General features: G+C 72.8%; 22 protein-coding genes. 15 read left to right on the plus strand and 7 right to left on the minus strand.

What is annotated here, in order from left to right; all coding sequences use genetic code 11:
* Positions 1-3 precede the first annotated feature (3 nt).
* Positions 4-162, plus strand: coding sequence for a hypothetical protein (locus tag ACFP2E_RS12540; protein ID WP_378523494.1), 159 nt, complete (start codon positions 4-6; stop codon positions 160-162).
* Positions 163-173: 11 nt separating this feature from the next.
* On the opposite strand, the gene ACFP2E_RS12545 is transcribed toward ACFP2E_RS12540, so the two are convergent.
* A complete protein-coding gene (locus ACFP2E_RS12545; RefSeq protein WP_378523495.1) occupies positions 174-473 on the minus strand; it encodes a hypothetical protein in 300 nt (99 codons plus the stop codon).
* A gap of 165 nt (positions 474-638) precedes the next feature.
* On the opposite strand from ACFP2E_RS12545, the gene ACFP2E_RS12550 reads away from it, so the two are divergent.
* Positions 639-1,148 carry a GAF domain-containing protein gene (locus ACFP2E_RS12550; RefSeq protein ID WP_378523496.1) on the plus strand — a complete coding sequence of 170 codons (510 nt, stop codon included), beginning with the start codon at positions 639-641 and terminating at the stop codon, positions 1,146-1,148.
* 18 nt (positions 1,149-1,166) lie between these two features.
* Here ACFP2E_RS12550 and rlmC read toward each other — a convergent pair whose 3' ends face one another.
* Positions 1,167-2,288 (minus strand): 23S rRNA (uracil(747)-C(5))-methyltransferase RlmC, encoded by a 1,122-nt coding sequence (rlmC, locus tag ACFP2E_RS12555; protein ID WP_378523641.1) that lies wholly within the window; start codon positions 2,286-2,288, stop codon positions 1,167-1,169.
* Between the two features lie 104 nt (positions 2,289-2,392).
* Here rlmC and ACFP2E_RS12560 point away from each other — a divergent pair, with 104 nt between their 5' ends.
* The 9 genes from ACFP2E_RS12560 to ACFP2E_RS12600 all read left to right on the plus strand — a co-directional run bounded on the left by ACFP2E_RS12560 (position 2,393) and on the right by ACFP2E_RS12600 (position 13,549).
* Positions 2,393-2,917, plus strand: a complete 525-nt coding sequence (locus ACFP2E_RS12560) for a 2'-5' RNA ligase family protein (protein ID WP_378523497.1) — start codon at positions 2,393-2,395, stop codon at positions 2,915-2,917.
* A 196-nt stretch (positions 2,918-3,113) separates the two neighbouring features.
* Complete coding sequence (locus ACFP2E_RS12565) at positions 3,114-5,726, plus strand: hypothetical protein (protein ID WP_378523498.1); 2,613 nt, start codon at positions 3,114-3,116, stop codon at positions 5,724-5,726.
* Between the two features lie 85 nt (positions 5,727-5,811).
* On the plus strand, positions 5,812-6,594 hold the full coding sequence (gene heR / locus ACFP2E_RS12570; protein ID WP_378523499.1) for a heliorhodopsin HeR: 783 nt from the start codon (positions 5,812-5,814) through the stop codon (positions 6,592-6,594).
* A gap of 216 nt (positions 6,595-6,810) precedes the next feature.
* On the plus strand, positions 6,811-8,082 hold the full coding sequence (locus ACFP2E_RS12575) for an extracellular solute-binding protein (protein WP_378523500.1): 1,272 nt from the start codon (positions 6,811-6,813) through the stop codon (positions 8,080-8,082).
* Between the two features lie 6 nt (positions 8,083-8,088).
* Entirely contained in the window at positions 8,089-9,078 is a 990-nt protein-coding gene (locus tag ACFP2E_RS12580; RefSeq protein ID WP_378523501.1) for a carbohydrate ABC transporter permease, read from the plus strand.
* Positions 9,075-9,893: a carbohydrate ABC transporter permease gene (locus ACFP2E_RS12585; protein WP_378523502.1), complete on the plus strand. Its 819-nt coding sequence runs from the start codon at positions 9,075-9,077 to the stop codon at positions 9,891-9,893. Before ACFP2E_RS12580 ends, ACFP2E_RS12585 begins: the two co-directional genes overlap by 4 nt.
* Positions 9,890-11,356 carry a GH1 family beta-glucosidase gene (locus ACFP2E_RS12590; RefSeq protein WP_378523503.1) on the plus strand — a complete coding sequence of 489 codons (1,467 nt, stop codon included), beginning with the start codon at positions 9,890-9,892 and terminating at the stop codon, positions 11,354-11,356. Before ACFP2E_RS12585 ends, ACFP2E_RS12590 begins: the two co-directional genes overlap by 4 nt.
* A 10-nt stretch (positions 11,357-11,366) precedes the next feature.
* A complete protein-coding gene (locus ACFP2E_RS12595) occupies positions 11,367-12,401 on the plus strand; it encodes a LacI family DNA-binding transcriptional regulator (RefSeq protein WP_378523504.1) in 1,035 nt (344 codons plus the stop codon).
* A 107-nt stretch (positions 12,402-12,508) separates the two neighbouring features.
* Complete coding sequence (locus ACFP2E_RS12600; RefSeq protein WP_378523505.1) at positions 12,509-13,549, plus strand: ATP-binding protein; 1,041 nt, start codon at positions 12,509-12,511, stop codon at positions 13,547-13,549.
* A gap of 10 nt (positions 13,550-13,559) precedes the next feature.
* Here the strand turns inward: ACFP2E_RS12600 and ACFP2E_RS12605 are convergent, their stop codons facing one another.
* On the minus strand, positions 13,560-16,679 hold the full coding sequence (locus ACFP2E_RS12605) for a GAF domain-containing protein (protein ID WP_378523506.1): 3,120 nt from the start codon (positions 16,677-16,679) through the stop codon (positions 13,560-13,562).
* Positions 16,680-16,977: 298 nt separating this feature from the next.
* Between ACFP2E_RS12605 and ACFP2E_RS12610 the strand changes: the two genes are divergently transcribed.
* Positions 16,978-17,385, plus strand: coding sequence for a Fur family transcriptional regulator (locus tag ACFP2E_RS12610; protein WP_378523642.1), 408 nt, complete (start codon positions 16,978-16,980; stop codon positions 17,383-17,385).
* A gap of 33 nt (positions 17,386-17,418) precedes the next feature.
* Positions 17,419-19,623, plus strand: a complete 2,205-nt coding sequence (gene katG, locus ACFP2E_RS12615) for a catalase/peroxidase HPI (RefSeq protein WP_378523507.1) — start codon at positions 17,419-17,421, stop codon at positions 19,621-19,623.
* A 101-nt stretch (positions 19,624-19,724) separates the two neighbouring features.
* Here katG and ACFP2E_RS12620 read toward each other — a convergent pair whose 3' ends face one another.
* Positions 19,725-20,015, minus strand: a complete 291-nt coding sequence (locus ACFP2E_RS12620; protein ID WP_378523508.1) for a helix-turn-helix transcriptional regulator — start codon at positions 20,013-20,015, stop codon at positions 19,725-19,727.
* A gap of 194 nt (positions 20,016-20,209) precedes the next feature.
* Here ACFP2E_RS12620 and ACFP2E_RS12625 point away from each other — a divergent pair, with 194 nt between their 5' ends.
* The gene (locus ACFP2E_RS12625) at positions 20,210-21,178 is read left to right on the plus strand and encodes a sodium-dependent bicarbonate transport family permease (RefSeq protein WP_378523509.1); all 969 of its coding nucleotides are present in this window, start codon (positions 20,210-20,212) and stop codon (positions 21,176-21,178) included.
* Between the two features lie 6 nt (positions 21,179-21,184).
* On the opposite strand, the gene ACFP2E_RS12630 is transcribed toward ACFP2E_RS12625, so the two are convergent.
* Entirely contained in the window at positions 21,185-21,985 is an 801-nt protein-coding gene (locus ACFP2E_RS12630) for a TIGR01458 family HAD-type hydrolase (RefSeq protein ID WP_378523510.1), read from the minus strand.
* 33 nt (positions 21,986-22,018) lie between these two features.
* Positions 22,019-22,711, minus strand: a complete 693-nt coding sequence (locus ACFP2E_RS12635; RefSeq protein WP_378523511.1) for an SDR family NAD(P)-dependent oxidoreductase — start codon at positions 22,709-22,711, stop codon at positions 22,019-22,021.
* 77 nt (positions 22,712-22,788) lie between these two features.
* Here ACFP2E_RS12635 and ACFP2E_RS12640 point away from each other — a divergent pair, with 77 nt between their 5' ends.
* Positions 22,789-23,688 carry a hypothetical protein gene (locus tag ACFP2E_RS12640; protein WP_378523512.1) on the plus strand — a complete coding sequence of 300 codons (900 nt, stop codon included), beginning with the start codon at positions 22,789-22,791 and terminating at the stop codon, positions 23,686-23,688.
* Here ACFP2E_RS12640 and ACFP2E_RS12645 read toward each other — a convergent pair.
* The gene (locus ACFP2E_RS12645) at positions 23,675-24,991 is read right to left on the minus strand and encodes a phosphoribosyltransferase family protein (RefSeq protein ID WP_378523513.1); all 1,317 of its coding nucleotides are present in this window, start codon (positions 24,989-24,991) and stop codon (positions 23,675-23,677) included. The genes ACFP2E_RS12640 and ACFP2E_RS12645 overlap by 14 nt on opposite strands.
* Positions 24,992-25,017: the final 26 nt, after the last annotated feature.

The following is a 25,017-nucleotide window of genomic DNA, read 5'->3' on the forward strand; positions in this document are numbered from 1 at the left end:
ACCATGTGCCGAGCAGTGACCTGCAAGAAGTGCGGCAAGACCACGTGGGCCGGCTGCGGCCAGCACGTCGACCAGGTGCTGGCCGGCGTGCCCCGGGCCGACCGCTGCCCCGGGCATGCCGCCGAGGGCGGCTGGCTGCAGCGGCTGCTCGGCCGCGGCTGAGCGCCGCCGGTTCAGCCTGCAGCGCTGAGCAGGGCCGCCGGCAGCCACTCCTCGACGACGACCCAGCCGGCGCCGTCACGCACCGGGCGCACGACGCGTCCCCGCCACTCCCCCTCGACCCGGCGCCACTCGAGCAGCAGCGCCGGCAGGCGGTCGGCGCCGTCGACCACCCAGCAGTGCTTCAGAGGGGCCTCCCCGGCCGGCGCGGTGGCGGCAGCCGGCTCGGGAACCTGCTCCGGTCCGGGGCGCGAGCGCGCCACCCGCTCGGCCATGGAGCCGTAGACGCCTCGCTTGTTCATGCCTCCCGCCACGTCTCCCATGATGCCGCATCATCGAACACCTGTTCGACTCCGGTCCGGTCGGGTCGGCAAGGTGAAATCTCCACGGCATGCAGTGACGCCCCCCTCCCCCGGCCCTACGCTGGCGACGGCCGCACGAGGGGGAGCCGGACCATGGACCACCACATGGATCACCACATGGAGCACCGCCCGACGCCGACGGACGCGCGCGCGATCGGCGCCGCCGGCGACATCACGACCATCGGGGAGGTGGTCCGCTCCATGGCACGCAGGGTCGCCGGTGCCGACGGGGCGACGTTCGTCCTCCGCGAGGGCGAACGCTGCTACTACGCCGACGAGGACGCCATCGCACCGCTGTGGAAGGGGCAGCGCTTCCCGATGAGCGACTGCATCAGCGGCTGGGCGATGAGCCGTGGAGTCCCCGCGGTCGTCGCCGACATCGAGATCGACGAGCGGATCCCCATCGAGGCCTACCGCCCGACCTTCGTGCGCAGCCTGGTGATGGTGCCCGTCGGAGACCCGGCCACGGCCGCGATCGGCGCCTACTGGAAGACCCACGGGACGCCCCCCGACTACGCACTCGAAGGGCTGCTGGAGCTCGCCCACCTCGTCGAGGTGGCGATCGCCATGATCGGCACCGAGGGCGCGCCCTGGGCGCCCAGCTTCGGTCCCGACGCCCGGACCTGACGCGGCCGCGTCCGCCGGTCAGCGGCGCTCGCAGAGCACCAGGACCTCCTGGTGCGCGGTGTGCGGGAACATGTCGAACACGCGCGCACGCACCGGCCACAGCGACGGCATCGCGGCGAGGTCGCGCGCCAGGGTGACCGGGTTGCAGCTCGAGTAGAGGAGGCCGGCCGCGCTCCCCCGCTCGAGGACCGCGGCGAGGTCGGCGCCTATCCCCCGCCGCGGCGGGTTCACGACGACCAGGTCGGGGTGCTCCTGCTGTGCACCCGCCCAGGCGGTGGCGTCCCCGGCCTCGAACGAGACGTCGGCGAGCCCCGCCTCCGCGGCGCTGCGGCGGGCGGCCGCCACCGCGTCCGCGCTGACCTCGACGCCGTGCACCCGCCGCCCGTCCCCGGCCAGGTGCAGCGCGAAGCCGCCGACGCCGCAGTAGAGGTCCCACACGCTGCCCGGCCGCGCCTCGGCCGCCCACGCCGCGGCCTGCCGGTAGAGGGCAGCGGCCACGTCGGTGTTGGTCTGGAAGAAGCCCTGCGGCCCGAGGTGCAGGGTGACGCCGTCGAGGCGCACGGGCAGCGTCTCCCCCAGCAGCGCCACCTCCTCGGGGCCCTCCAGCAGCGCGGCGTGCTGCGGCTGGAGGTTGACCGACGCGACCCGCAGCCCCGGCAGCCGCTCCGCGAGCGCCGGCAGGTGCTTGCGCACCCGGGGCAGGGCCTCCGTGGAGCGCAGCACGAAGCGGACCATCAGCTCGCCGTCGGGCGACACGGTCGCGATCACGTGCTTCAGCTCGCCCGCGCGCGCCGGCACGTCGTACGGCGTGAGCCCCGCCAGCGTCACGAAGTCGGCGAGCACCGGCAGCGCGGCCGCCAGCACCGGCTCGTGGAGGCCGCACTCGCGCAGGTCGGTGCCGCGCCCGTCGCCGTCGAGGATCCCGAGCGTCGGTCGCTCCACCGTCCCGCCGACCACCATCTTCGCCTTGTTGCGGAAGCCGGCCTCCGCGCTCCTCACCGGCGGCAGCCACGCGAGATCGGGCCAGGGCGCGAGCAGGTCGGCGGCGTACGCCTGCTTGGCCTCCAGCTGGGCGTCGTACGCCGTCGGGAGCCACGCGCACGACCGGCAGGCGCCGGCGTCGTAGTAGTCGCACTCCACAGCGGACAAGCCTCCCCCACCAGGCGCCCCGACGCACGTCCGCGGGACGCCGTCCGAGCCGCGGGGGGCTCGACGAGGGTGCCGTCGGCGGCGAGGCTGGGGCCGTGGCGCTCGCGGTCTGCCTGCTCTTCGACACCCGGTCCGAGCTGCTCGTCCGGGAGCTGTGGGCACGGCTGGAGCGGCTCGGCGTCCCGACGCTGGCCTCCCACACCCACCGGCAGCACCACCCGCACCTCTCCTACGCCGTGCTGCGCGAGTGGGACCTGCCCGGCGTCGAGGGCGCGCTCGGGGCGCTGCCGGACCACGGCCCGGTCACGCTCGGCTGCCACGGCACCGTGCTGTTCCCGCGCGGCCGGGTGTCTCTCGCCGTCGCGGTGGACGCCGACGTGGCCGCCCGGCAGGACGCGGTGGTGCGCGCCCTGGCCGCGACGGGGGCCGACCTGCACCGCAACTACCTCCCGGGGCGGTGGGTGCCCCACGTGTCAGTCGCGACCCGGGCCAAGGGGCCGGTCCTCCGTGCCGCGGTGCGGGCCGTGACCGACTCGCTGCCCCTTCCGCTCGTGGCCGACCGGGCCGCACTGGTCGACACCGCCACGGGGTGGACCAGGCGGCTTCCGACCATCCCCTGACGGGCCCGTGACCGGCCGGACAACACCGGAGGCCCGATAACCACAGTTGGGGAAATACCCCTCCCAGAGGGGGCGATCCTTGCCCGGCCCCTCGGCAGGACCCGCCCACGGCAGGTAGAGGTGGAGGGTGACCCGGTCCGGGACGGGCCCACCGACGCCCCCCAGGGGGACCCCGGGAGAGCACTGGAGAGATCCCGTGAGACGAGCAGCGGTCCTGTCCACCGTCGTGGCCCTCGTGCTCGCTGTCCTCGGCATGCCGGGGGCGGGCGTGGCAGACGGGCCCGGCCACACCTCGCTGCCGACCGAGGTGCCGGGGCAGACGCCCGGTCTCGGCAACGGCAAGGTCACCTCCATCACCCAGGTGGGCGACACCGTGGTGGTCGGCGGCACCTTCAGCTCGATCACGCCACCGGCCGGCAGCCCGGTCGCCGCCGACCGGGTCGCGGCGTTCGACGCCAGCACCGGCCAGCTCGTCCCCGGTTTCCACCCCGACCTCAACGGCGCGGTGGAGGACGTCATGCCCGGCCCGCTGCCCGACACCGTCTACCTCGCCGGTCGCTTCACCCGGGTCGACGGCCAGAAGCAGAGCCGCGTCACGCTCATGGACCTCGGCACCGGGCAGGTCGTGCCGGGCTTCTCCCCTCCCGCCATGAACAGTCGCGTCAACGCGATCGACATGGCCGGCGGCCGGCTGGTCGTCGGTGGCTACTTCACGACGGCCGGCGGCCAGCCGCACGGCGGGCTCGCCATGCTCGACCCGCTCACCGGCGCCCTCGACCCGGTCATGGACATCGACGTCAGCGGCCACCACAACTACGACGGCTCCGGTGCTCAGGGGAGCGTCGGCGTCCGCGGCCTCGCGGCCACCTCCAGCGGCGACCGGATCGCGGTGATCGGCAACTTCACCGACGCCGAGGGGCTGCCGCGCGACCAGGCGATGGTGCTCGACGTCACCGCCGGCGACCCCGGCGACGTGGTCGTCGACCCGGACTGGCGCACCCGCAGGTTCGAGCCGGCATGCTTCTCGTGGGCCTTCGACAGCTACGTCCGCGGGATCTCGATGTCCCCCGACGACTCCTACTTCGTGGTCGCGACGACGGGCGGGGGCAACCAGGGGACCCTGTGCGACGCCGTGTCGCGGTTCGCGGTCGACGACACCGGCCAGGACATCCAGCCGACGTGGGTCTCCTACTCGGGCGGCGACACGCTGTGGGGCATCGAGGCGACCGAGAACGCCGTCTACGTCGGCGGCCACCAGCGCTGGATGAACAACCCCTTCGGGCGCGACTGGAACGCCGCGGGCTCGGTGCCCCGGGCGGGCCTCGCGGCGCTCGACCCGGACTCCGGCGTGCCGCTCAGCTGGAACCCCGGCCGCCACCCGCGCGGCAAGGCGGCGTTCGCGATCCACGCGACCCCGGACGGCGTCTGGGTCGGCAGCGACACCGAGTGGGTCGGCAACCAGGAGTTCTTCCGGCCGCGGCTGGCGTTCTTCCCCCTCAGCGGGTTCGGGCCCGCCAGCGAGGCCGCGCCCACGCTGCCGGGCGAGGTGCAGCTGGCGCAGTCGACCACCTCGCTGACGCGGGTGCCCTTCGACGGCGCGACCGTCGGCACACCGGTGGCCGGCGACCCGCGCGGCATCGCCTGGGACGACGTCAACGACGCCTTCCTGCTCGGCGACACGCTGTTCTACGCGTCCGACGACAACTACCTGTACCGGCGCACCTACACCGAGACCCAGACGGGCCCCGCGGAGCGGCTCGACCCCTACACCGACCCGGAGTGGAACGACGTCCCGACCGGTTCCGGCAGCAGCACCTACGGCGGGCGGCACCCCGACCTGTACCGGCACCTCGACGAGCTGACCGGGCTCTTCTACGCCGACGACCGGATCTACTACACCCGCCAGGGCCGCAGCTCCCTCTACTGGCGCTGGTTCAACGCCGACAGCGGCATCGTCCACCCCGAGGTGCAGACCGCCGACGGCGGCCTCGACTGGAGCGACACCGAGGGCATGTTCCTCGACGGCACGACGCTGTACGTCGTCGACGGCTCGTCCGGCGACCTCCAGGCAGTGCCGTTCGACGGCGGCCCCACCGGGCCGGCCAGCACGGTCGACGACACCCTCGACTGGCGCGGGGAGGCGATCTTCATCGGTCCCGGCGCGGACGCCCCACCGCCCCCGACCAACGACCTGGCCTTCTCGGCGTCGGCGTCGAAGGCAGGCAACAACGTCAACCCGCGGGTGACGATCCCGGCCGCGGTCCAGGCGGGCGACCTGCTGGTGCTGGTCGGCAGCTACCAGGCGAACGGCAACGCCACGGACCCGCCGGGGTGGACCCGTCTCGACCAGGCCTCGATGCAGGGCATGGACAGTGTCGTGTGGACCCGCCGCGCCACCGCCTCGGACGCCGGCACCGACGTCGTGACACCGCTGGCGACGCGCCGGAAGTTCACACTGGTCCTCGGCGCCTACGCCGGCGTCGCAGACCCCGGCCCGGTGGCTGCGATCGCCAGCGCCACCGCCAGCCAGACGGACCAGCACCGCAGCCCGGTGGTCACCGCACCCGACGGCGCCTGGGTGGTGCAGGTGTGGACGGACAAGTCCTCCACGACGACCGCGTGGACGGCCCCGGGAGGCGTCATGGAACGCGAGCAGGCAGTCGGCAACGGCGGCGGACGCATCGGCGCCCTGGCGGCCGACTCCGACGCTCCGGTCGCGGCCGGCAGCCACGGCGGGCAGACTGCCACCACCGACGACATCTCGGGGCGGAGCATCGCCTGGACGCTGGCGCTCGCCCCGGCGCCGTGACGCCCGGGGAGGCGCACGCTCGCGCGACACGCCGCTCCCCGCGCGGACGGGTGCGCCACCCCCTGCGGAGGGACACCATGGAGTCATGAGCGAGCCCGCAGCCGCCCCGACCGCGACCGGAGTCGACGACCGAAGCCTCTCGTCGCTCCGCACCTGGAACCTGGGGCTGACGGTGCTCCACGCCGTTCAGGCCGTCGTGGTCCTGGTGCTGGCCAGCGACTTCGCCATCACGGTGACCCGGACGCTTCCGACCGGTCCGCCGGGCACCGACCCGGCCGCCCCCGAGTCCGTGGTCGACGTGCCGATCGGCCTGGCGATCGCCGTCTTCCTGGGGCTGGCGGCGCTCGACCACCTGGTGACCGCGACGGCCGGGCGCGGGCGCTACGAGGCAGACCTCCGGGCCGGGATCAACCGGTTCCGGTGGGTCGAGTACTCCGCGAGCGCCACGATCATGGTCCTGCTCATCGGGTTCTACGCAGGGGTCACCGGCATCACGGCCGTGATCGCCATCGCCGGGGCGAACGTCGCGATGATCCTCCTCGGCTGGCTGCAGGAGTCGGCGAACCCGCCCGGTCGCGCGACCACGACCATGAAGCCGTTCTGGTTCGGCTGTGTCGCCGGCGCCGCGCCCTGGCTGGCCGTCGGCCACAACATCCTGCTGGCCGAGACGGTGCCGGGGTTCGTCTACGGCATCTTCTTCTCGCTGTTCGTGCTGTTCTTCAGCTTTGCCCTCAACCAGTGGCTGCAGTACCGCCAGGTCGGCCCGTGGCGCAGCTACGCCTTCGGCGAGAGGGCGTACCTGGTGCTGAGCCTCGTCGCGAAGTCCGCGCTGGCCTGGCAGATCTTCGGCGGCTCGCTGGCCGGGTAGCGGGCCCGCCCACTCCCGTAGCGGGCACGAAGGCGCGCCCCGGGGTGCCCGACCACGCCCGACCATCTCCGCCTCTGCCTGCTTTGTGGACGCGCTCTCACAAATTGGTGACACACCATTGACGGTGGTGACCGTCACATGCCACTCTCTCAAGGACATCAGAGTGAGAGCGCTCTCACATGACTCTCACCGTTTCACTCACCCCTTGGAGCGACCGTGCGTCACCTGCCCAGCAAGTCCGCCGCGACCCTCGCGGCCCTCGCCGTCCTCGGGGCCGGCGCCCTCACCTCCTGCGGTTCCGACTCGACCGCCGACTCCGACGGCAAGATCACGCTGTCGGTGGCCACCTTCAACGAGTTCGGCTACGAGGAGCTCTTCGAGGAGTACGAGGAGCTCAACCCGAACATCGAGATCGAGCACCGCAAGGCCGGCACCGCCCCCGAGCACCAGGACAACCTGTACACCAAGCTCGCCGCGGGCTCGGGCCTCTCCGACATCGAGGCCGTCGAGGTCGACTGGCTCGCCGCCCTGGTCGAGCAGTCCGACGCCTTCGTGGACCTCTCCGACCCGGAGCTCGAGGGCCGCTGGCTGGACTGGAAGACCGAGGCCGCGACCACCGCCGACGGCAAGCTGATCGGCTACGGCACCGACATCGGCCCCGAGGGCATCTGCTACCGCGCCGACCTGTTCGAGAAGGCCGGCCTCCCGAGCGACCGCGAGAAGGTCGCCGAGCTCTTCACCACCTGGGACGACTACTTCGAGACCGGCCGGGAGTTCGTCAAGGAGGTGCCGGACACCGCCTGGTACGACGCGTCGGGCGGCATCGCCCAGGCGATGGTCCAGCAGATCGAGTACTCCTTCGAGGACGCCGAGAACAACGTGATCGCGGCGGAGAACCCCGAGGTCAAGGAGGTCTTCGACACGGTCACCGCGCTGTCCGAGGAGGGCCTGTCCACCGGCCTGACCCAGTGGAGCGAGGACTGGACCGCGGCCTTCCAGAACGACGGCTTCGCCACGATGGCCTGCCCGGGCTGGATGCTCGGCGTCATCGAGGGCAACGCGGCCGGCGTCAAGGGCTGGGACATCGCCAACGTCTTCCCCGGCGGCGGCGGCAACTGGGGCGGCTCGTACCTGACCGTCCCGACCCAGTCGGACCACCCGGAGGAGGCCAAGGAGCTCGCCGCGTGGCTGACCGCCCCGGAGCAGCAGATCAAGGCGTTCCAGTCGAAGGGCACCTTCCCGAGCCAGGTCGACGCCCTGTCCGACCCGGTGCTGACCGAGACGACCAACAAGTTCTTCAACAACGCGCCGACCGGTGAGATCCTCGCCGACCGCGCCGAGGCCGTCGAGTTCATCCAGCACAAGGGCCCGCGCTACGCCGACGTCAACACCGCCTTCCAGCAGGCCATCCAGCGTGTGGACGAGGGCAAGGAGTCGCCGGACGAGGCGTGGGAGTCCTTCCTCGCCGACCTCGAGCGGATCCGCTGATCCCTCATGGCCACGGTCCTGCACGACACCCGCTCCGGGGGCCCCGACCAGGGGTCCCCGGGGCGGGGGCGGCGTAACGGCCGCTTCCTCTCCCCCGAACGACGCTCCCGCTGGGACGTCAAGTTCTCGCCCTACCTCTACATCTCGCCGTTCTTCATCCTCTTCGCCGTGGTGGGCGTCTTCCCGCTGCTCTACACGGCGTACGTCTCGGTCCACGACTGGGACCTGCTCGGCGGCCAGGGCGAGTTCGTCGGCTTCGGCAACTTCGCCACCGTGCTCGAGGACCGCTTCTTCTGGAGGGCCCTGCGCAACACCTTCAGCATCTTCCTGCTGTCGTCGGTCCCGCAGATCCTGATCGCGATCTGGCTGGCGTTCCTGCTCGACTCGCAGCTCCGCGCCCGCACGTTCTGGCGGATGAGCATCCTGGTCCCGTTCGTCGTGGCCCCCGTCGCCGTGTCGCTGATCTTCGGCAACCTCTTCGGCGACCGCTACGGCCTCGTCAACGAGGTCATCCAGCTCATCGGCCTCGACCCCATCGCCTGGCACGTGGACACGCTGCCGAGCCACCTGGCGATCGCGACCATGGTCAACTGGCGGTGGACCGGCTACAACGCCCTGATCTTCCTCGCCGCGATGCAGGCGATCCCGCGCGACCTGTACGAGGCCGCCGCCATCGACGGCGCCTCGAAGTTCCGCCAGTTCCTGCACATCACCGTGCCGATGCTGCGGCCCACGATCATCTTCGTCGTCATCACCTCGACGATCGGCGGCCTGCAGATCTTCGCGGAGCCCCGGCTCTTCGACAACCAGGGCCTCGGCGGCTCCGACCGGCAGTACCAGACCGTGACGATGTACCTCTGGGAGCTCGGCTGGCGGGTCCGTGACCTCGGCACCGCCGCGTCCGTGGCCTGGCTGCTGTTCCTCATCATCGTCGGCTTCGCAGTGATCAACCTGCTGCTCACCCGGCGCATCGCGAGCAGTGGAGGTGCCCGATGACCCGTCGCCCCGGCTTCCTGACCTACGGACTCCTCGCCGCGTTCGTCCTCGGCTCGGTGTTCCCGCTCTACTGGTCCTTCCTCGTCGGCTCGCACGACGCGGAGGTCATGACGCAGCGCCTGCCACCGCTGGTGCCCGGCGGCAACTTCTTCGAGAACGCCTCGCGCGTTTTCGAGACGGTGGCCTTCTGGAAGGCGCTGGCCAACAGCGTGATCGTGTCGTCGGTGGTGACCGCCTCGGTGGTCTTCTTCTCCACCCTGGCCGGCTTCGCGTTCGCCAAGCTCCGGTTCCGCGGGCGCGACCCGCTGATGATCTTCGTGGTGGCGACGCTCGCCGTCCCGACCCAGCTGGGCGTCATCCCGCTGTTCATCATGATGTCCAAGCTCGGCTGGACCGGGTCCCTGCTGGCGGTCATCGTCCCGGGCCTCGTGACGGCGTTCGGCGTGTTCTTCATGCGCCAGTACCTCGTCGACGCGCTGCCCTACGAGCTGATCGAGTCCGCCCGCGTGGACGGCTGCTCCATGATCCGGACCTTCTGGCACGTGGCCGTCCCGGCCGCGCGGCCGGCGGCCGCGGTGCTCGGCCTGTTCACCTTCATGTTCACCTGGACCGACTTCTTCTGGCCGCTGATCGTGCTGCCGGCCAGCAACCCGACCGTGCAGATCGCCCTGCAGCAGCTGCAGAGCGGCTACTACGTCGACTTCAGCCTGGTCCTCGCGGGGGCGGTGCTCTCCACCATCCCGCTGCTCGCCCTCTTCGTCGTCGCCGGCCGCCACCTCGTGGCCGGCATCATGCAAGGAGCTGTCAAGGGATGACCCCCGACCCCACGACCCCCCTCTCCCCTGCGGCCGCCCTGGCTGCCGGGACCCGGGAGCCGGTCACCTTCCCGTCCGGCTTCGTCTGGGGCGCCGCCACCGCGGCGTTCCAGATCGAGGGCGCCACGGACGCCGACGGCCGCACCGACAGCATCTGGGACGCGTTCTGCCGCATCCCCGGCGCCGTCATCGGTGGCGACACCGGCGAGCGCGCCTGCGACCACTACCACCGGGTCGACGAGGACGTGGAGCTCATGTCCTCGCTGAACCTCGGCTCCTACCGGTTCTCCGTCGCCTGGCCCCGGGTGCGCCCGGACGCCGGCCCGGTCAACGCGGCCGGCCTGGCGTTCTACGACCGCCTGGTCGACCGGCTGCTGGAGCGCGACATCATGCCGTGGGTCACGCTCTACCACTGGGACCTGCCGCAGGCGCTCGAGGACCGGGGCGGCTGGACCGACCGCGACACGGCGTACCGGTTCGCGGAGTACGCCGTGTCGGTCCACGACGCCCTCAGCGACCGGGTCGACCTGTGGACCACGCTCAACGAGCCGTGGTGCTCGGCCTTCCTCGGCTACACCGGCGGCCAGCACGCCCCGGGCCGGCAGGACGAGGCCGCCGGCCTGGTCGCCGCGCACCACCTGCTGCTGGCGCACGGGCTGGCGACCGAGGAGATCCGTCGCCGGCAGCCGGGCGCCCGCACCGGGATCACGCTGAACCTGTCCCCGGTCTCGGCCGCCGACCCGGACGACGCCGCCGACCTCGACGCCGCACGCCGCATCGACGGCTTCCAGAACCGGGTCTTCCTCGATCCGCTGCTGCGGGGCGCCTACCCCAAGGACCTGCTCGAGGACACCGCCCACCTGGACTGGCAGGACGCCGTGCACCCGGGCGACCTCGAGACGATCGCGGCTCCGATCGACGTCCTCGGCATCAACTACTACACGGGCGCCCACGTGTCGGGACGGCCGGACGCTGGCGAGCCCGCGCCGGCGGCGGCGGTACCCGAGCGGCCGACCCGGTCGCCGTTCCCGGTGTCCGACGACATCACCTTCCCGGGGCGTGGCCTGCCCACCACCGCCATGGGCTGGGAGGTGCAACCCTGGGGGCTGCGCGACCTGCTGGTCCGCCTCAAGGACGACTACCCGACCCTCCCGCAGATCTACATCACGGAGAACGGCGCCGCCTACGACGACACCGTCGACGAGGACGGCGAGGTGCGCGACCAGGACCGCATCGACTACGTCGACGCGCACCTGCGGGCCCTCAAGGAGGCCATGGACGAGGGTGTCGACGTCGGCGGCTACTTCGTCTGGTCGCTGCTCGACAACTTCGAGTGGGCGTACGGCTACGAGAAGCGCTTCGGCGTCGTCCACGTCGACTACGAGACGTTCCAGCGCACGCCGAAGTCGAGCGCCCTCTGGTACGCCCGCGTGGCAGCGAGCGGAACCCTCTCCGGCGAGTAGCGTGAGACCGATGACCAAGACCGATCGACGTCCCGCGGGGGCGGCGCCGACGCTGGAGGAGGTGGCGCGCGCGGCCGGGGTCTCGCGTGCCACCGCCTCCCGCGCGATCAACGGTGGGACCCGGGTGAGCCCACGGGCCCAGGCGGCCGTGGCCGCCGCCGTGCGGTCGCTGGGCTACTCGCCCAACCCGGCCGCGCGGTCGCTGGTCACCCGGCGCACCGACTCGGTCGCGGTCGTCGTCCCCGAGCCGGACGAGCGGGTCTTCTCCGACCCGTTCTTCTCGCTCACCCTGCGCAGCGTGCACCGGGTCCTCGACGAGCACGGCCTGCAGATGGTCCTGCTGCTCGCGCGTCGCGGCACCGCCGCCAAGCAGACCCTGCGCTACCTCAGCGGCCGACCGGTCGACGGCGCGCTCATCACGTCGCACCACCGCGACGACGGGCTGGCCGGCCACCTGGCCGACATCGGGCTCCCCTGCGTCTTCGGCGGCCGGCCGTGGGACCACGCCGACCGGGTGTCGTGGGTGGACGTGGACCAGGCCGAGGGTGGCCGGCTGGCCGCGGAGGCGCTGCTCCAGCGCGGGCGCCGGGTGCTGGCCACCATCAGCGGCCCCGACGACATGACCGCAGCGGCGGACCGTCTCGCCGGCTGGCAGCAGGCCCTGGCCACCGCGGGCGTCGACGCGAGCCGGGTCGCGAGCGGCGACTTCACCGAGGAGGGCGGCGAGGCGGCGGCCCGTCGCCTGCTCGCCGACCACCCCGACATCGACGGCATCTTCGCCGCCTCCGACCTGATGGCTGCGGGGGCGCTTCGAGTGCTGGCCGAGCTCGGCAGGCGGGTGCCGGAGGACGTCGCCGTGGTCGGCTTCGACGACGTCGGCGGCGCCGAGCACACGAGGCCGCCGCTCACCACGCTGCGCAATCCCGTGGCCGAGATGGCCGAGGAGGCGACCCGGATGCTGCTGCGCCAGATCAATGGTGAGGGACCCGAGACCCCGGTGCGCCTGGTGATGCCGACGCGACTGGTGCGGCGCGAGAGCTGCTGAACCCGGCTCAAACGGGTACACCCACGGCCCAGGGTCCGGACCGTGGCCACCGCGAGCGTCCGGGTGGACAATGGGACCGCCTACACATCCGATCAGCTGGGGGCAGCGTGGACTGGTACCTCACCCGGGAAGACCCGGCGGCCGTGACTGCCCTGCGCCACCAGGTCACCGACTACCTCACCCGCCACGCCGACCCCGGCAGCGACATCGGGGACGCGGAGCTGGTCTTCCAGGAGCTCGTGGTCAACGCGCTGCGGCACACGGACGGTCCGGCGTGGGTCCAGCTGACCTGGGTCGAGGAGCAGCCCGACGTGGTCATCCGCGACCTCGGGTCCGGCTTCGACCTCGACTCGGACCTCACCGGCCGCGCGGTGGCGGCTTCCGACCTCGACCCCTCGGACACCGGCGGCGCGCCGTACGACGAGGACCTGCCCGACCTGATGTCCGAGGGCGGCCGCGGTCTGTTCCTGGTCAGCCACCTCGCCGAGGAGCTGGCGGTCGCCGTCCGGGACGGCGGGGGCAGCCGGGTCCAGGCCCGGCTCCCGGTCCGCCGCGCCGCCTCGCGCAGCATCCACCCGCCCCGCCCGCTCACCGGTGCGCTCCCGGCCCTCGACGAGGCGCAGCCGAACGGCGGCTTCGACAAGGAGTCGTTCCTGCGGGCGCTGGTGGTGCAGCTCTCGCAAGCGGTCGAGCACGCCGGCGGGCCGGAGATGGGCGAGGAGACCGTGGCCGAGGTCGGGATCGCCGTCGGCGGCCAGATGGAGGCGGAGTTCCGCGCCGCACGCCAGGTGCTGGACCGGCTCTCCCCCGAGCAGATGGCCGAGTGCTTCGTGCGCCTGAAGCACGCCATCGACGGCCGCTTCTACGTGATCGAGGTCAGCGAGGACCGGATCGTCCTGGGCAACGAGCGCTGCCCGTTCGGCAACGCGGTTCGCAAGTCGCCGGCGTTGTGCCGGATGACCAGCGCGGTGTTCGGCGGCATCGCCGCCCGCAACCACCCCGAGGGCTCGGCGGTCGTGCTCGAGGAACGCATCGCGGTCGGGGACCCGGGCTGCCGGGTGGTCGTCCACCTCGGCGAGGCGCCGGAGTCGTCGAGACGGTTCGCCCACCGCTACCAGGCGCCGTCGTCGGAGCCTGCTGCCCCGTAGCCCGACGCGGTCAGCCCCCGGCCGCGAGATCCAGCTTCACGACGAGCATGGCGACGTCGTCCTCGGAGCGCTCCGGCAGCATCTTCTCGAGCAGCACGTCGCGGACCGTGTCCGCGTCACACCCGCGCAGCTCGCCGAGAGTTTGCTGCAACCGGTCGATGCCGTCCTCGGCCGCCTGGTCGCGGCGCTCGACGAGCCCGTCGGTGTAGAGCACCAGGACGGCGCCGTCCTCGAGCACGCACTCGTGGCGCTCGCGACCCTCGTGGCCGATGCCGAGCAGCGGGTCGACCGGGTCCGGCTCCAGCAGCTCGACCCAGCCGTCGGTGTGCAGCACCAGCGGCGGCGGGTGGCCGGCGACGGCGTAGGCCAGGGCCAGCCCCGAGGCCCCGGGACCGGTCGGGCGCAGGTGTCCGACGAAGACCGTGGCGATGGTGTCCAGATCGAGCTGGCGCATCACCCGCTCCGTGTCGTCCAGGGTGCGGGCCGGGTCGCCGTGGTGCTGGGCGGCGACGCTGCGCAGCAACGTCCGGGTCTCGCCCATGGCCGCCGCCGCGAGCAGGTCGTGGCCCATCACGTCGCCGATGATGAGCGTGGTCGAGCCGTCCGGCTGGTTGAAGGCGTCGTACCAGTCGCCCCCGACCTGGGCCACCTCCGCCGCGGGGACGTAGGCCACCGCCATGCTGACCCCGGCTCGGGCCTGCGGCTCCCGCAGCAGCGACCGCTGCAGCGTCTCGGCCACGGCCCGTTGCTGGCGGTAGAGCCGGGCCCGGTCGAGGACCAGGCCGGCCCGAGCCGCCATCTCGCGCAGCACGCGCAGGTCGTCATCGTCGAACGCACCGCGCGCTGAGCCGTTCACCACGGTGAGCATGCCGACTGGCTGCTCCTGCCCGGCCAGTGGCAGCACGACGGCGGAGTCGACGTCGAGCTCGCGCAGCAGCGCCAGATGCCGGGAGCCCGCCTCGTACATGCTCTCGGCGGTGGCCATCGCGGTCCCGTTGAGCACCTGCGGCTCGGCGATCTCGACCGCCCTCTGGACGACGGCGTGGTCGGTCATGTGCTCCAGGCGGTTCTCGGCGTACTGCTGGGTGAGCCCTCGCAACCGGGGGTCGCTGTGCCACCCGAGGGACTCACCGAGGCCCTTGCGCGTCCCCGCGCTCCGATCGTCCTCGATCAGGCTGACGACGCACCAGTCACAGATCGCCGGCACCACGATCTGCGCGAGCCTGCGCATCGCCTCGTGACGCTCCATGGTCCCGGCGAGCTCCTCCCCGACCCTCGCGAGGAGACCTGCCTGACGGATGGCCCGCTCCGCCACCTCCTGAGCGGCCTTGCGCTCGGTGATGTCGAGGAAGTAGACGGCCAGCCCGTCCGGCCCCGGCCAGGCCCGGACCTCGTACCAAGCGTTGAAGGGCGCCGGGTAGTACGCCTCGAAGTCGACGGGTTCGCCCGTCTCCATCGCGCGACGGTAGTTGCGCTCGAACTCGCTCCCCGCCGACTCCGGGAACTCGTCCCAGAAGGACCGACCCAGCAGGTCGGCGCGCGACCGGCCGGCGATGCGCTCCGCCTCGCCGTTGACGAACCTGAACCGCCACTCGGTGTCGACGAAGAAGAACCCGGTGGACAACGAGTCCAGGATCCGCGCGACCTGCGCCTGCGCGTCCCGCACGCTGGTCGTGTCCTGGGCGGCACCGAGCATCCGCGCCGCCGTGCCGGTCCGGTCGGTGACGCACCGGCCCCGCGCGGCCACCCAGCGCAGCCGGCCGTCGGGGAGGACGATGCGGTACTCCGCCTCGTAGCCGACCCCCTCCTCGACCGCGCGGTCGAGGAGCCCGCCCACGCGCTCGCGGTCGCCGGGGTGCACCGACGCGAAGAAGTCGTCGATGGTCATGGCCCGGTCCCGGTCCTCGATCCCGAAGATGTCCAGCAGCTGCTCGTCGTACACAAGCGCGCCAGTGCGCAGGTCCCAGTCCCACGTGCCGACACCGGCCGCGTCCACGGCGAGCTCGAGACCGAGCCGTCGCGCCGCCTCGTTCTGCAGGCGCAGGCCGAGGGCGTCGGCACGGCTCCGGTCGATGAGCAGCGCCACGGTCCCGGCCAGGACGTCGACCATCGCGAGATCTGCCGCGCTGGGCGAGTGCGGAGTGCGGTAGTAGAAGGCGAAGGTGCCGAGGAGCTCCCCGACGCTGCCGAGGATGGGGGTGGACCAGCAGGCCCGCACCCCCGCCTGGCGGGCGAGCTGGCGGAACGGCGCCCACAAGGGGTCCCGCTCGATGTCGGAGACCACGACGCGCGTGCGACGGTGCGCCGCCGTCCCGCACGACCCCGCCACCGGCCCGATCGGCAGCCCGTCGACCGCGGCGTTGTACTCCGGCGGCAGGCTGGGCGCCGCGCCGTGACGCAGGTGGGCACCGTCCTCGTCGAGCAGCAGGACCGACGCCAGCACGCCGTGCGGTGAGGCCTCCTCGACCGCGCGGAGCAGGGTCTCGAGAACACGGACCAGCGGCTCCCCGGAGATCACGGAGGCCAGGGCGTCGGCCTGCGCCGTGACGAGCGCGAGCTCGCGGCGCCGCTGCGTCTCGACCAGCGTGGTGGCCCGGTCCCGCTCGATGGCCTGAGCCAGGGTGTCCGCGATGGCGGTCACGAACTCGCGTTGCGCGGAGTCGGCGAGCGTTCCCGGCTCGAACGCGAGAGAAAGCAACCCGATCACGTTGTCCTGGATGCGCAGCGGGACGAGGTGCAGGCTCTGGTCGGACGGGTACGGCGCCACCGCCGCGTAGTCGGGGAAGCGCGCGTAGAGCTCGGCGAAGGCGACCGCGTGGATGGGCACTCCGGTCCGGATGGACTCCGCGGCCGGGAGGTCTGCGTCCAGCGGGAACTCCTCGAAGGCCTGGGTGACAGCCGGCGCGCCGTACCAGGCGACCGACCGCACCCGGTCGCTCTCACGCAGGAAGACCCGGGCGCTCGCGACACCGGGCTGGCTCATGGCGGTCGACGCGACCACGTCGGCCATCTCGTCGGCGCTGCGCAGCGACACGAGCTCGTGGGCGATCACCTGGAGCAGCCGCAGCCGGGAACCGCTGTCGGCCGCGGCCCGTATGCCGATGCTCTTGCCCACGTCTCGCGCGGTCACGGGCTCTCCTTCTCTGGTCGCGCCAGTGCGACCCCGCGCACGTCACCGGCGGAGACACCGGCCCCGAGCCCCTCCCGTGCGCGCACCACGGCCTCCTGGTTCCCCTGCATTGTGCACTGCTCGTCGCCCCTGCGACAGCAGAACTTTGGAGCCGGTTGCGACCCGCAACCGTACCGCCTCCGCGGCGAGTCGCAGGCCAGGACACTCGCCCCTGGGGCCGGCGAGAACTTCAGTCTTGATCGAGTCAAGAAAAGACGGCATAGTGCGCCGCGTGACCTCCACCCCGGACTTCGAGGGCATGCTGCGTGCGGCCACCCTCCGCGTGACGCGTCCGAGGCTGGCGGTGCTGGCTGCCGTGCACGGGCACGCGCACGCCGACACCGACGCGATCATCGGCGCCGTGCGCCGCGACCTGCCCACCGTCTCGCACCAGGCCGTCTACGACGTGCTACGCGCGCTGACGGAGGCGGGACTGGTCCGTCGCATCCAGCCGTCGGGCTCGGTAGCACGCTACGAGGCCCGGGTGGGCGACAACCACCACCACGTCGTCTGCCGGTCCTGCGGGACCATTGCCGACGTCGACTGCGCCGTCGGCGGGGCCCCCTGCCTGACGGCGTCCGAGGACCACGGCTTCGCCATCGACGAGGCCGAGGTCATCTACTGGGGCCGGTGCGCCCGCTGTGCCGCCACCCCGGTCAGCCCGTGAACTGCCCCCCCACCGAACAGGAGAAGCACCGACGTGTCCGCACCCGGCAGCGAGAGCGAAAACCCGGTCATCGACGCCCCCACGCCGACCGCTCACCGGCCCCGCACCAACCGTGACTGGTGGCCCAACCAGCTGAACCTGAACGTCCTGCACCAGAACTCCCCGCGCGGCAACCCGATGGGTGAGGACTTCGACTACGCCGAGGAGTTCGAGAAGCTCGACGTCGAGGAGCTCCGCAAGGACGTCCTCGCCCTCATGACGGACACCCAGGACTGGTGGCCGGCCGACTACGGCCACTACGGCCCGCTGTTCATCCGCATGAGCTGGCACGCCGCCGGCACCTACCGCATCGAGGACGGCCGCGGCGGCGGCAGCGACGGCTCGCAGCGGTTCGCCCCGCTCAACAGCTGGCCCGACAACGCCAACCTCGACAAGGCCCGCCGCCTGCTGTGGCCGATCAAGAAGAAGTACGGCAAGAAGATCTCGTGGGCCGACCTGCTGGTCTTCACCGGCAACGTCGCGCTGGAGTCGATGGGCTTCAAGACGTTCGGCTTCGGCTTCGGACGCCCGGACATCTACGAGCCCGAGGAGATCTTCTGGGGCACCGAGGAGACCTGGGTCGGCGACGAGCGCTACAGCGGCGACGCGCCGCTCGACCTCGAGGGCACGCCGTTCGGCAACGTCACGATGGGGCTCATCTACGTCAACCCGGAGGGCCCGCAGGGCAGGCCGGACCCGCTCGCCGCCGCCCACGACATCCGGCTCACCTTCGGCCGGATGGCGATGAACGACGAGGAGACCGTCGCGCTGATCGCCGGCGGCCACACCTTCGGCAAGGCCCACGGCGCCGGCAACCCGGACCTCGTCGGCCCCGAGCCCGAGGGCTGCCCGATCGACCACCAGGGCCTCGGCTGGATCAGCAGCCACGGCACCGGCAAGGGCAAGGACACCATCACCAGCGGCCTCGAGGGCGCCTGGACCCCGACCCCGATCGAGTGGGACAACTCCTACTTCGAGACCCTGTTCGCCTACGAGTGGGAGCTCACCGAGAGCCCTGCGGGCGCCAAGCAGTGGCGACCCAAGGACGGTGCCGGCGCGGACACCGTGCCGGACGCCCACGACCCGTCGGTGCGCCACGCGCCGATGATGGCGACCACCGACCTCGCACTGCTGGCCGACCCGGAGTACGCCAGGATCTCGCGCCGGTTCATGGAGAACCCCGACGAGCTGGCCGACGCCTTCGCCCGCGCGTGGTTCAAGCTGCTCCACCGCGACATGGGCCCGGTGGCCCGCTACCTCGGTCCCTGGGTCCCCGAGCCGCAGATCTGGATGGACCCGGTCCCGGCGGTCGACCACGAGCTGGTCAGCGACGACGACGTCGCGGCCCTCAAGGCGAAGGTCCTCGAGTCGGGCCTGTCCGTCCAGCAGTTGGTGACCACGGCATGGGCCTCGGCCTCCACCTTCCGCGGCACCGACAAGCGGGGCGGCGCCAACGGCGCCCGCATCCGCCTCGAGCCGCAGCGCGGCTGGGCGGCGAACGACCCGGAGACCCTCGCCACGGTCCTCGAGACCCTCGAGGGGATCCAGCGGGACTTCAACGACGCCCAGACCGGCGGCAGGAAGGTCTCGCTGGCCGACCTGATCGTCCTGGCCGGCGGCGCCGCGGTCGAGAAGGCCGCGAAGGACGCCGGGGTGGACGTCACCGTCCCGTTCACGCCGGGCCGGACCGACGCCACGCAGGAGCAGACCGACGTCGACTCGTTCGCGGTGCTCGAGCCGCGGGCCGACGGGTTCCGGAACTACGTGCGGCCGGGCGAGAAGCAGCACCTCGAGACGCTGCTCCTCGACAAGGCCAACCTGCTGACGCTGACGGCGCCGGAGATGACGGTGCTCGTGGGCGGCATGCGCGCCCTCGGCGCCAACGCCGGCGGCTCGCAGCACGGCGTCCTCACCGATCGGCCGGGCATCCTGACGAACGACTTCTTCGTCAACCTGCTCGCGCCGGGCGCCGAGTGGAAGGCCTCGGCCGACGTCGAGAACGTCTTCGACATCAAGGACGTGGCCTCCGGTGAGACCCGCTGGACCGCGACGGCAGCCGACCTCGTGTTCGGCGCCAACTCGCAGCTGCGAGGCATCGCGGAGGTCTACGCGGCCGACGACGCGCAGGAGAAGCTCGTGCGTGACTTCGTCGGCGCCTGGGTGAAGGTCATGGAGCTCGACCGCTTCGACCTCGCCTGAGCCCGACCCGGCAGCAAGCAGGCCCCGGCCGCCCACGAGGCGGCCGGGGCCTCGCCCATTTCGGGCCGATTGCCGGGCCGGCTCGGGACCGGCGCCGGGTGTCAGTCGGCCAGGGCCCCGAGCAGCTCGCCGATTCGGTGGTGGGCCTCCAGCGGATGGCGCAGGTGGCGCTCCGGGTCGATGTCGTAGCGGTTGCGCCGCCCGACCTTGGTCTTCTGGAGGTACCCGGCCTCGACGAGGTCGTTGAGGATGCTCTGGGTGGCGCGCTCGCCGATGCCCACCCGGTCGGCGATCTCGCTGATGCGGAGGTCGCCGTTGCCGGCGATGCAGATCAGCACGTGCGCGTGGTTGGTCAGGAACGTCCACCCGGGCTGCTCCACGGTCGTGGTCATCGACGCTCCTTTCTCTCGGTCGCAGTACGCGTCACCCAGCGTACAAAACATGCACTACAAACCATGCTTTGTCGGCCACGTCACATTGACAGCGGCCACCGGCGACCGGTGGAATGCATGCAGCGCAAACCATGCTTTCGGACGCAGGCTTCCTGAGCTGCCGACCCAGGGGCCTCCCCGGAACGGACTCCTCCATGTCAAGCATCGACCTGGCCCTGGCCAACCTCACCCACCCGGCGATCCTGGCTTTCCTGCTCGGCATCCTCGCCGTGCTGGTCCGCAGCGACCTGCACATCCCGACGAACGCGGCACGGCTGCTCTCGGCGTACCTGCTCCTCGCGATCGGCCTCAAGGGCGGGGCCGCCCTGGTGGATGCCTCCCCCGGCGAGCTGGCCGGTCCGATCGCCGCCACGCTCGCCCTCGGCGCCGTGATCCCCATCGTGGCCTTCCTGGTCCTCGAGCGGTGGGGCAAGTTCTCCGTCGTCGACGCCGCCGGGATCGCGGCCCACTACGGCTCGGTCTCCGCGGTGACCTTCGCCGCCGCGCTGGCCTTCGCCACCACGGTCGGGGTCGGCCCGGCCCCCGAGGCGTTCCTCCCGGCCCTGTTGGCCGTGCTCGAGGTGCCCGGCATCCTGATCGCGCTCGCCCTCGCCCAGCGGGCCCGCGAGGGCGGCGGCAGCCTCCGGGCAGCGGTGGGCGAGGTGCTGGCCGGCTCGAGCATGCTGCTGCTCCTCGGCGGGATCGTGATCGGCGCCGTGGCGGGCGACGCGAACCGCGCGCTGGTCGAGCCGGTCTTCGTCACCCCGTTCGCCGGCGTGCTGGTCATCTTCCTGCTGCACCTGGGCATCACCGCAGGTCACCGGCTGCGCGAGGTCCGGGAGTCCGGGGTCTTCCTGCTGGGCTTCGCCATCCTCATGCCGCTGGCGGCGGGAAGCCTGGGCGCCGTGATCGGCACGATGGCGGGACTGTCGGTGGGCGGAGCAGCGGTCTTCGGTGCGATGGCCGGCAGCGCGTCCTACATCGCGGCTCCGGCGGCGGTCGAGGTCTCGCTGCCGGAGGCCAACCTCGGCCACGCGCTGACGGCCTCCCTCGGGATCACCTTCCCGTTCAACCTCGCGCTGGGCATCCCGCTCTACCACTCGTTGGCGAGCGCGCTGGCCTGACGCCGGTCAGGCGCTGCCCCACCATCCCGGAAGGTCGGCGACCGAGTCGAGGACGGCGTCGGGCACGACGGCGCCGTCCAGGTCGGCGGACGAGAACTTGCCGGTCCGGACCAGGACGCCCACCAGGCCGGCCGCCTGGGCGCCACCGACGTCGCCGCGGACGTCGTCACCCACCATGACGGTGGCTGCGGCGGTGCCAGGGCCCTCGAGCCCGAGCGCGGACACCGCGGAGCGGTAGAACCCGGCGTCGGGCTTGCCCAGCACGACGGCCTCGCGACCGGTGGCGTACTCCAGCGCCCGGACGTAGGGGCCGGCGTCGAGCCGCAACCCGTCCTCGGCGCGCCAGTAGCGGGTGAGGCCCAGGGCGACCAGCGGCACGGCCGGGTCCGCCATCAGCAGCCGGAACGCCCGGTTGAGCGTGTCGAAGTCCCAGCCCCGGCCGAGGTCGCCGACGACGACCGCCCCAGCTCCCCCGGCGGTCCCGTCGAGACCGTCCGGCAGCGGCGACAGCATCGCGAACTCCGCCGCGGTCGCGCCGGGCACGAACAGCGCCGGCCGTTCGATCGCGCGCTCCCGCAGCCACGCCACGGCCGCGACCGCCGGGGTGATCACCTCGTCGGCCCCGACCTCGAGCCCCATGCTCGCCAGCTTCGCGACGATCGCCTCGCGCGGGCGGGAGGTCGTGTTGGTGAGGAACCGGTGCGGTACGTCGTGCTCGCGGAACCAGCCGACCGCCTGAGCGGCACCGGCGACCGGCTCGTCACCGACGTACAGCACGCCGTCGAGGTCCAGCAGCAGGCCGCGCACACGGTCCATGATGCCGCGGCGGGGCCACGCAGGTCAGCGGGCCAGCAGCCCCGCCTCCCGGTCGGCGACGATCTCCGTAGCGTCAGCCGCGAGGGCGTCCACGACGGCCTCCACCACGCGCGAGGCCGGCATGGGCGCCGGCAACCGCGGCGGCTCGCCACCGAGGGCGCGCTGGTCGAGGCCGGTGTCGAGGTGCGGCGGACGTACGTCGAGCACCCGCAGCCGCCGCCGGTTCTCGCGCCGCAGCACGCCGAGCCAGGTCGACAGCGCGGTCTTCGCCGCCGAGTAGTCGGCCATCCCCGCCGTGGGCAGGTCCGCCAGGACGGCGGACAGCACGCAGATCGTGGCGCCCTCCGAGAGGTGTGGCGCCGCGGCCCTCACCAGCGACATCGGGCCGAGCACGTTGACGGCGAACAGCTCCTCCGTCAGCGCGGCCGAGGTCTCGAGCGCCTTGCCGAAGCCGGCGGCGCCGACCGTGACGACCAGCAGGTCGAGCCCGTCGAGCTGCTCCACCGCCTGCTTCGTGGCGGCCTCGCAGGAGTCGACGTCGACGGCGTCGAACATGACCCCGGTGGTGCCGCAGCGCCCGGCGACCTCGGCGAGCCGGTCGGCGTCCCGCCCGCCCGGCACGACGCGGGCACCGCGCTCGAGCAGGGCGTCGGTCAGTGACCCGCCGAGGGCGCCCGTGGCGCCGGCGACGAAGGTGCGCGCTCCCTGGAGTTCCATTTCCCCATTGTCCGGGGCGACTCAACGTCCCGCCGTCGCTAGCGTGCGAGGAGGCGCACAGCGACCTGGGAGGCCTGATGACCAGGAGACACCTGCGACACCGCACGGCCGTGGTCTCGGGACTGGTGGTGGGGCTGTGTCTCACCGGGTGCGGCGGGGGCGACGGCACCGGCGACACCGGCGCCACCGCCGACGGCGGCGAGACCACTGCCTCGGAGGAGTCACCGCCGGCCGACCAGGCTGCGGGGGACGTCCGGGAGGGTGAGCCGACCCTGACGGCGGATCCGGCGACCGCTTGGGCCGACGTCGACGACGGCCGGCTCGACTACGAGGCGGCCGGGTCGGTGTCCCACGTGTGTGACATCGGCCCCGACCGGATCCAGGTCGGCTTCCAGACCGCCGAGGGGCAGGACCTGCTGCTGCAGGTCGTCCGCCAGGGCGACAGCTGGACCGGCAGGCTGGCCTTCCAGCAGGGCGGCGGCGCCAACCTGCAGTACTCCGCGACCCTGCCGGCGGACGCCGCACCGCTCGTGATCGGCGAGGACTCGCTCAGCTTCGAGGGCACCGTGAGCCGGGTCGAGGACTTCGACGCGGCCGGAGCCACGCGGGTCCCCGCCGCGGTCGCGGTGAGCTGCGCCCTGCCCGGAGGCGTGCCGACCGCGACGGTCGGCGGGACGACCTACTCCTTCGCTCCCGGCGGCGCGCAGAGCTTCGACTGCTCGGTGACGGACGACGCCATCGAGGTGCGGGTCAACCGGCTCGCCGTCGACGGACTGCAGCTCGAGCTGAGCGCCCGGCGGGAGGGTGGCGACTGGGTCGGCGCGGCGGTCGTCACCACCCCCGACGCGACGTTTACGTCGACGCTGCCCCCCGACGGCACCGGCCTCTCGCTCGACGGCACCGCCGTCGACTACGAGGGCACCTTCAGCAGCGAAGACGAGGAGCAGCCGGGCACGGTGTCGGTCACCTGCCCGTGACGCCGGCCGGGGTCTCCAGCAGGTGCTCGGCGAACCAGTCGGTGGCGTGTCCCGCCGCCTCGGAGAGGGTTCCGGGCTCCTCGAAGAGGTGCGTCGCCCCGGGGACCACCGCCAGCCGGCTCGGGCAGCGCAGCAGCGCCTGCGCCTCCCGGTTGAGGTCGAGGACCAGCTCGTCCCGGCCACCCACCACCAGCAGCGTCGGCGCCGTCACCTCGGCGAGGCGCTCGCGGGCGAGGTCGGGCCGGCCGCCGCGCGAGACGACCGCGGCGACCACCGGCCCCAGCTCGGCGGCAGCCACCAATGCGGCCGCGGCGCCGGTGCTGGCCCCGAAGTAGCCGACCCGGGCGCCCGCGACCTCCGGCCGCGAGCGCAGCCAGGCGGTCGCTGCGACCAGCCGCGACGCCAGCAGGTCGATGTCGAAGACGCGGCGTCGGTCGTGCTCCTCCTCGGGCGTGAGCAGGTCCATCTGCAGCGTGCCGCAGCCGGCCTGCTGCAGCACCGAGGCGACGTACCGGTTGCGGGGGCTGTGCCGGCTGCTGCCGCTCCCGTGCGCGAAGACGACGACCCCGCGCGCCCCGGCCGGCAGGTGCAGCCGCCCCGGCAGGACGACGCCGCCCGCGGGCACCTCGACCTCGAGGTCGTGCTCGAGCGTGAGCCGCTCCTCGGCCACGCGCCGGTCCGCCGCGTCCAGCAGGACGACCACCTCGTCGTCGCTGGTGGGAGCGAAGTCGTCGTAGTGCTGGCCCACCGAGCCGAACGGCTCCGGCGTCCCGACGCAGACGAAGCGGTCGACGTCCGCGAACATGCCCGACGCGTCCACGGGGGCGACCGGCACGGCGAGCACCACGCGGGCGGCCCCGAGGTGGCGCGCGACATCACAGGCGACGCGCGCGGTCGCTCCGGTCGCCACCCCGTCGTCGACGACCACCGCGACCCGACCGTGCAGGTCGACCCGGTCGCGGCCGCGCCGGAACCGGGCGACCCGTTTGGCCAGCTCCTGGCGCTCCCGCTCCTCGACGACCCGCCACTCGCCGGCATCGATGCCGGCCCTGTTCACCAGGTCGCGGTTCTCGACGGTGAAGCCGCCCTCGCCGATGGCGCCCATCGCCAGCTCCGGCTGGAAGGGCACCCCCAGCTTCCGGACGACGATGACGTCGAGCGGGGCGTGCAGGGCGGCGGCCACCTCGGCCGCCACCGGCACCCCGCCGCGCGGCAGGCCGAGGACGACGACGTCGTCGTTCCGCAGGTCCTCGAGTCGTCGGGCGAGCTGTCGACCCGCGTCGGGCCGGTCACGGAGCACCATCCACCCCACGATGGGCGTGCGCCGAC

The organism is Nocardioides sp. GCM10027114, assembly GCF_042659625.1.
Taxonomy (GTDB): domain Bacteria; phylum Actinomycetota; class Actinomycetes; order Propionibacteriales; family Nocardioidaceae; genus Nocardioides.

Coding starts and splice junctions, on each gene's coding strand:
- ACFP2E_RS12540 (WP_378523494.1), top strand. CDS start 4: ATGTGCCGAGCAGTGACCTGCAAGAAGTGCGGCAAGACCACGTGGGCC.
- ACFP2E_RS12550 (WP_378523496.1), top strand. CDS start 639: ATGGAGCACCGCCCGACGCCGACGGACGCGCGCGCGATCGGCGCCGCC.
- heR (WP_378523499.1), top strand. CDS start 5,812: ATGAGCGAGCCCGCAGCCGCCCCGACCGCGACCGGAGTCGACGACCGA.
- ACFP2E_RS12580 (WP_378523501.1), top strand. CDS start 8,089: ATGGCCACGGTCCTGCACGACACCCGCTCCGGGGGCCCCGACCAGGGG.
- ACFP2E_RS12585 (WP_378523502.1), top strand. CDS start 9,075: ATGACCCGTCGCCCCGGCTTCCTGACCTACGGACTCCTCGCCGCGTTC.
- ACFP2E_RS12590 (WP_378523503.1), top strand. CDS start 9,890: ATGACCCCCGACCCCACGACCCCCCTCTCCCCTGCGGCCGCCCTGGCT.
- ACFP2E_RS12595 (WP_378523504.1), top strand. CDS start 11,367: ATGACCAAGACCGATCGACGTCCCGCGGGGGCGGCGCCGACGCTGGAG.
- ACFP2E_RS12610 (WP_378523642.1), top strand. CDS start 16,978: ATGCTGCGTGCGGCCACCCTCCGCGTGACGCGTCCGAGGCTGGCGGTG.
- ACFP2E_RS12620 (WP_378523508.1), bottom strand. CDS start 20,015: ATGACCACGACCGTGGAGCAGCCCGGGTGGACGTTCCTGACCAACCAC.
- ACFP2E_RS12625 (WP_378523509.1), top strand. CDS start 20,210: ATGTCAAGCATCGACCTGGCCCTGGCCAACCTCACCCACCCGGCGATC.
- ACFP2E_RS12635 (WP_378523511.1), bottom strand. CDS start 22,711: ATGGAACTCCAGGGAGCGCGCACCTTCGTCGCCGGCGCCACGGGCGCC.
- ACFP2E_RS12640 (WP_378523512.1), top strand. CDS start 22,789: ATGACCAGGAGACACCTGCGACACCGCACGGCCGTGGTCTCGGGACTG.
- ACFP2E_RS12645 (WP_378523513.1), bottom strand. CDS start 24,991: ATGGTGCTCCGTGACCGGCCCGACGCGGGTCGACAGCTCGCCCGACGA.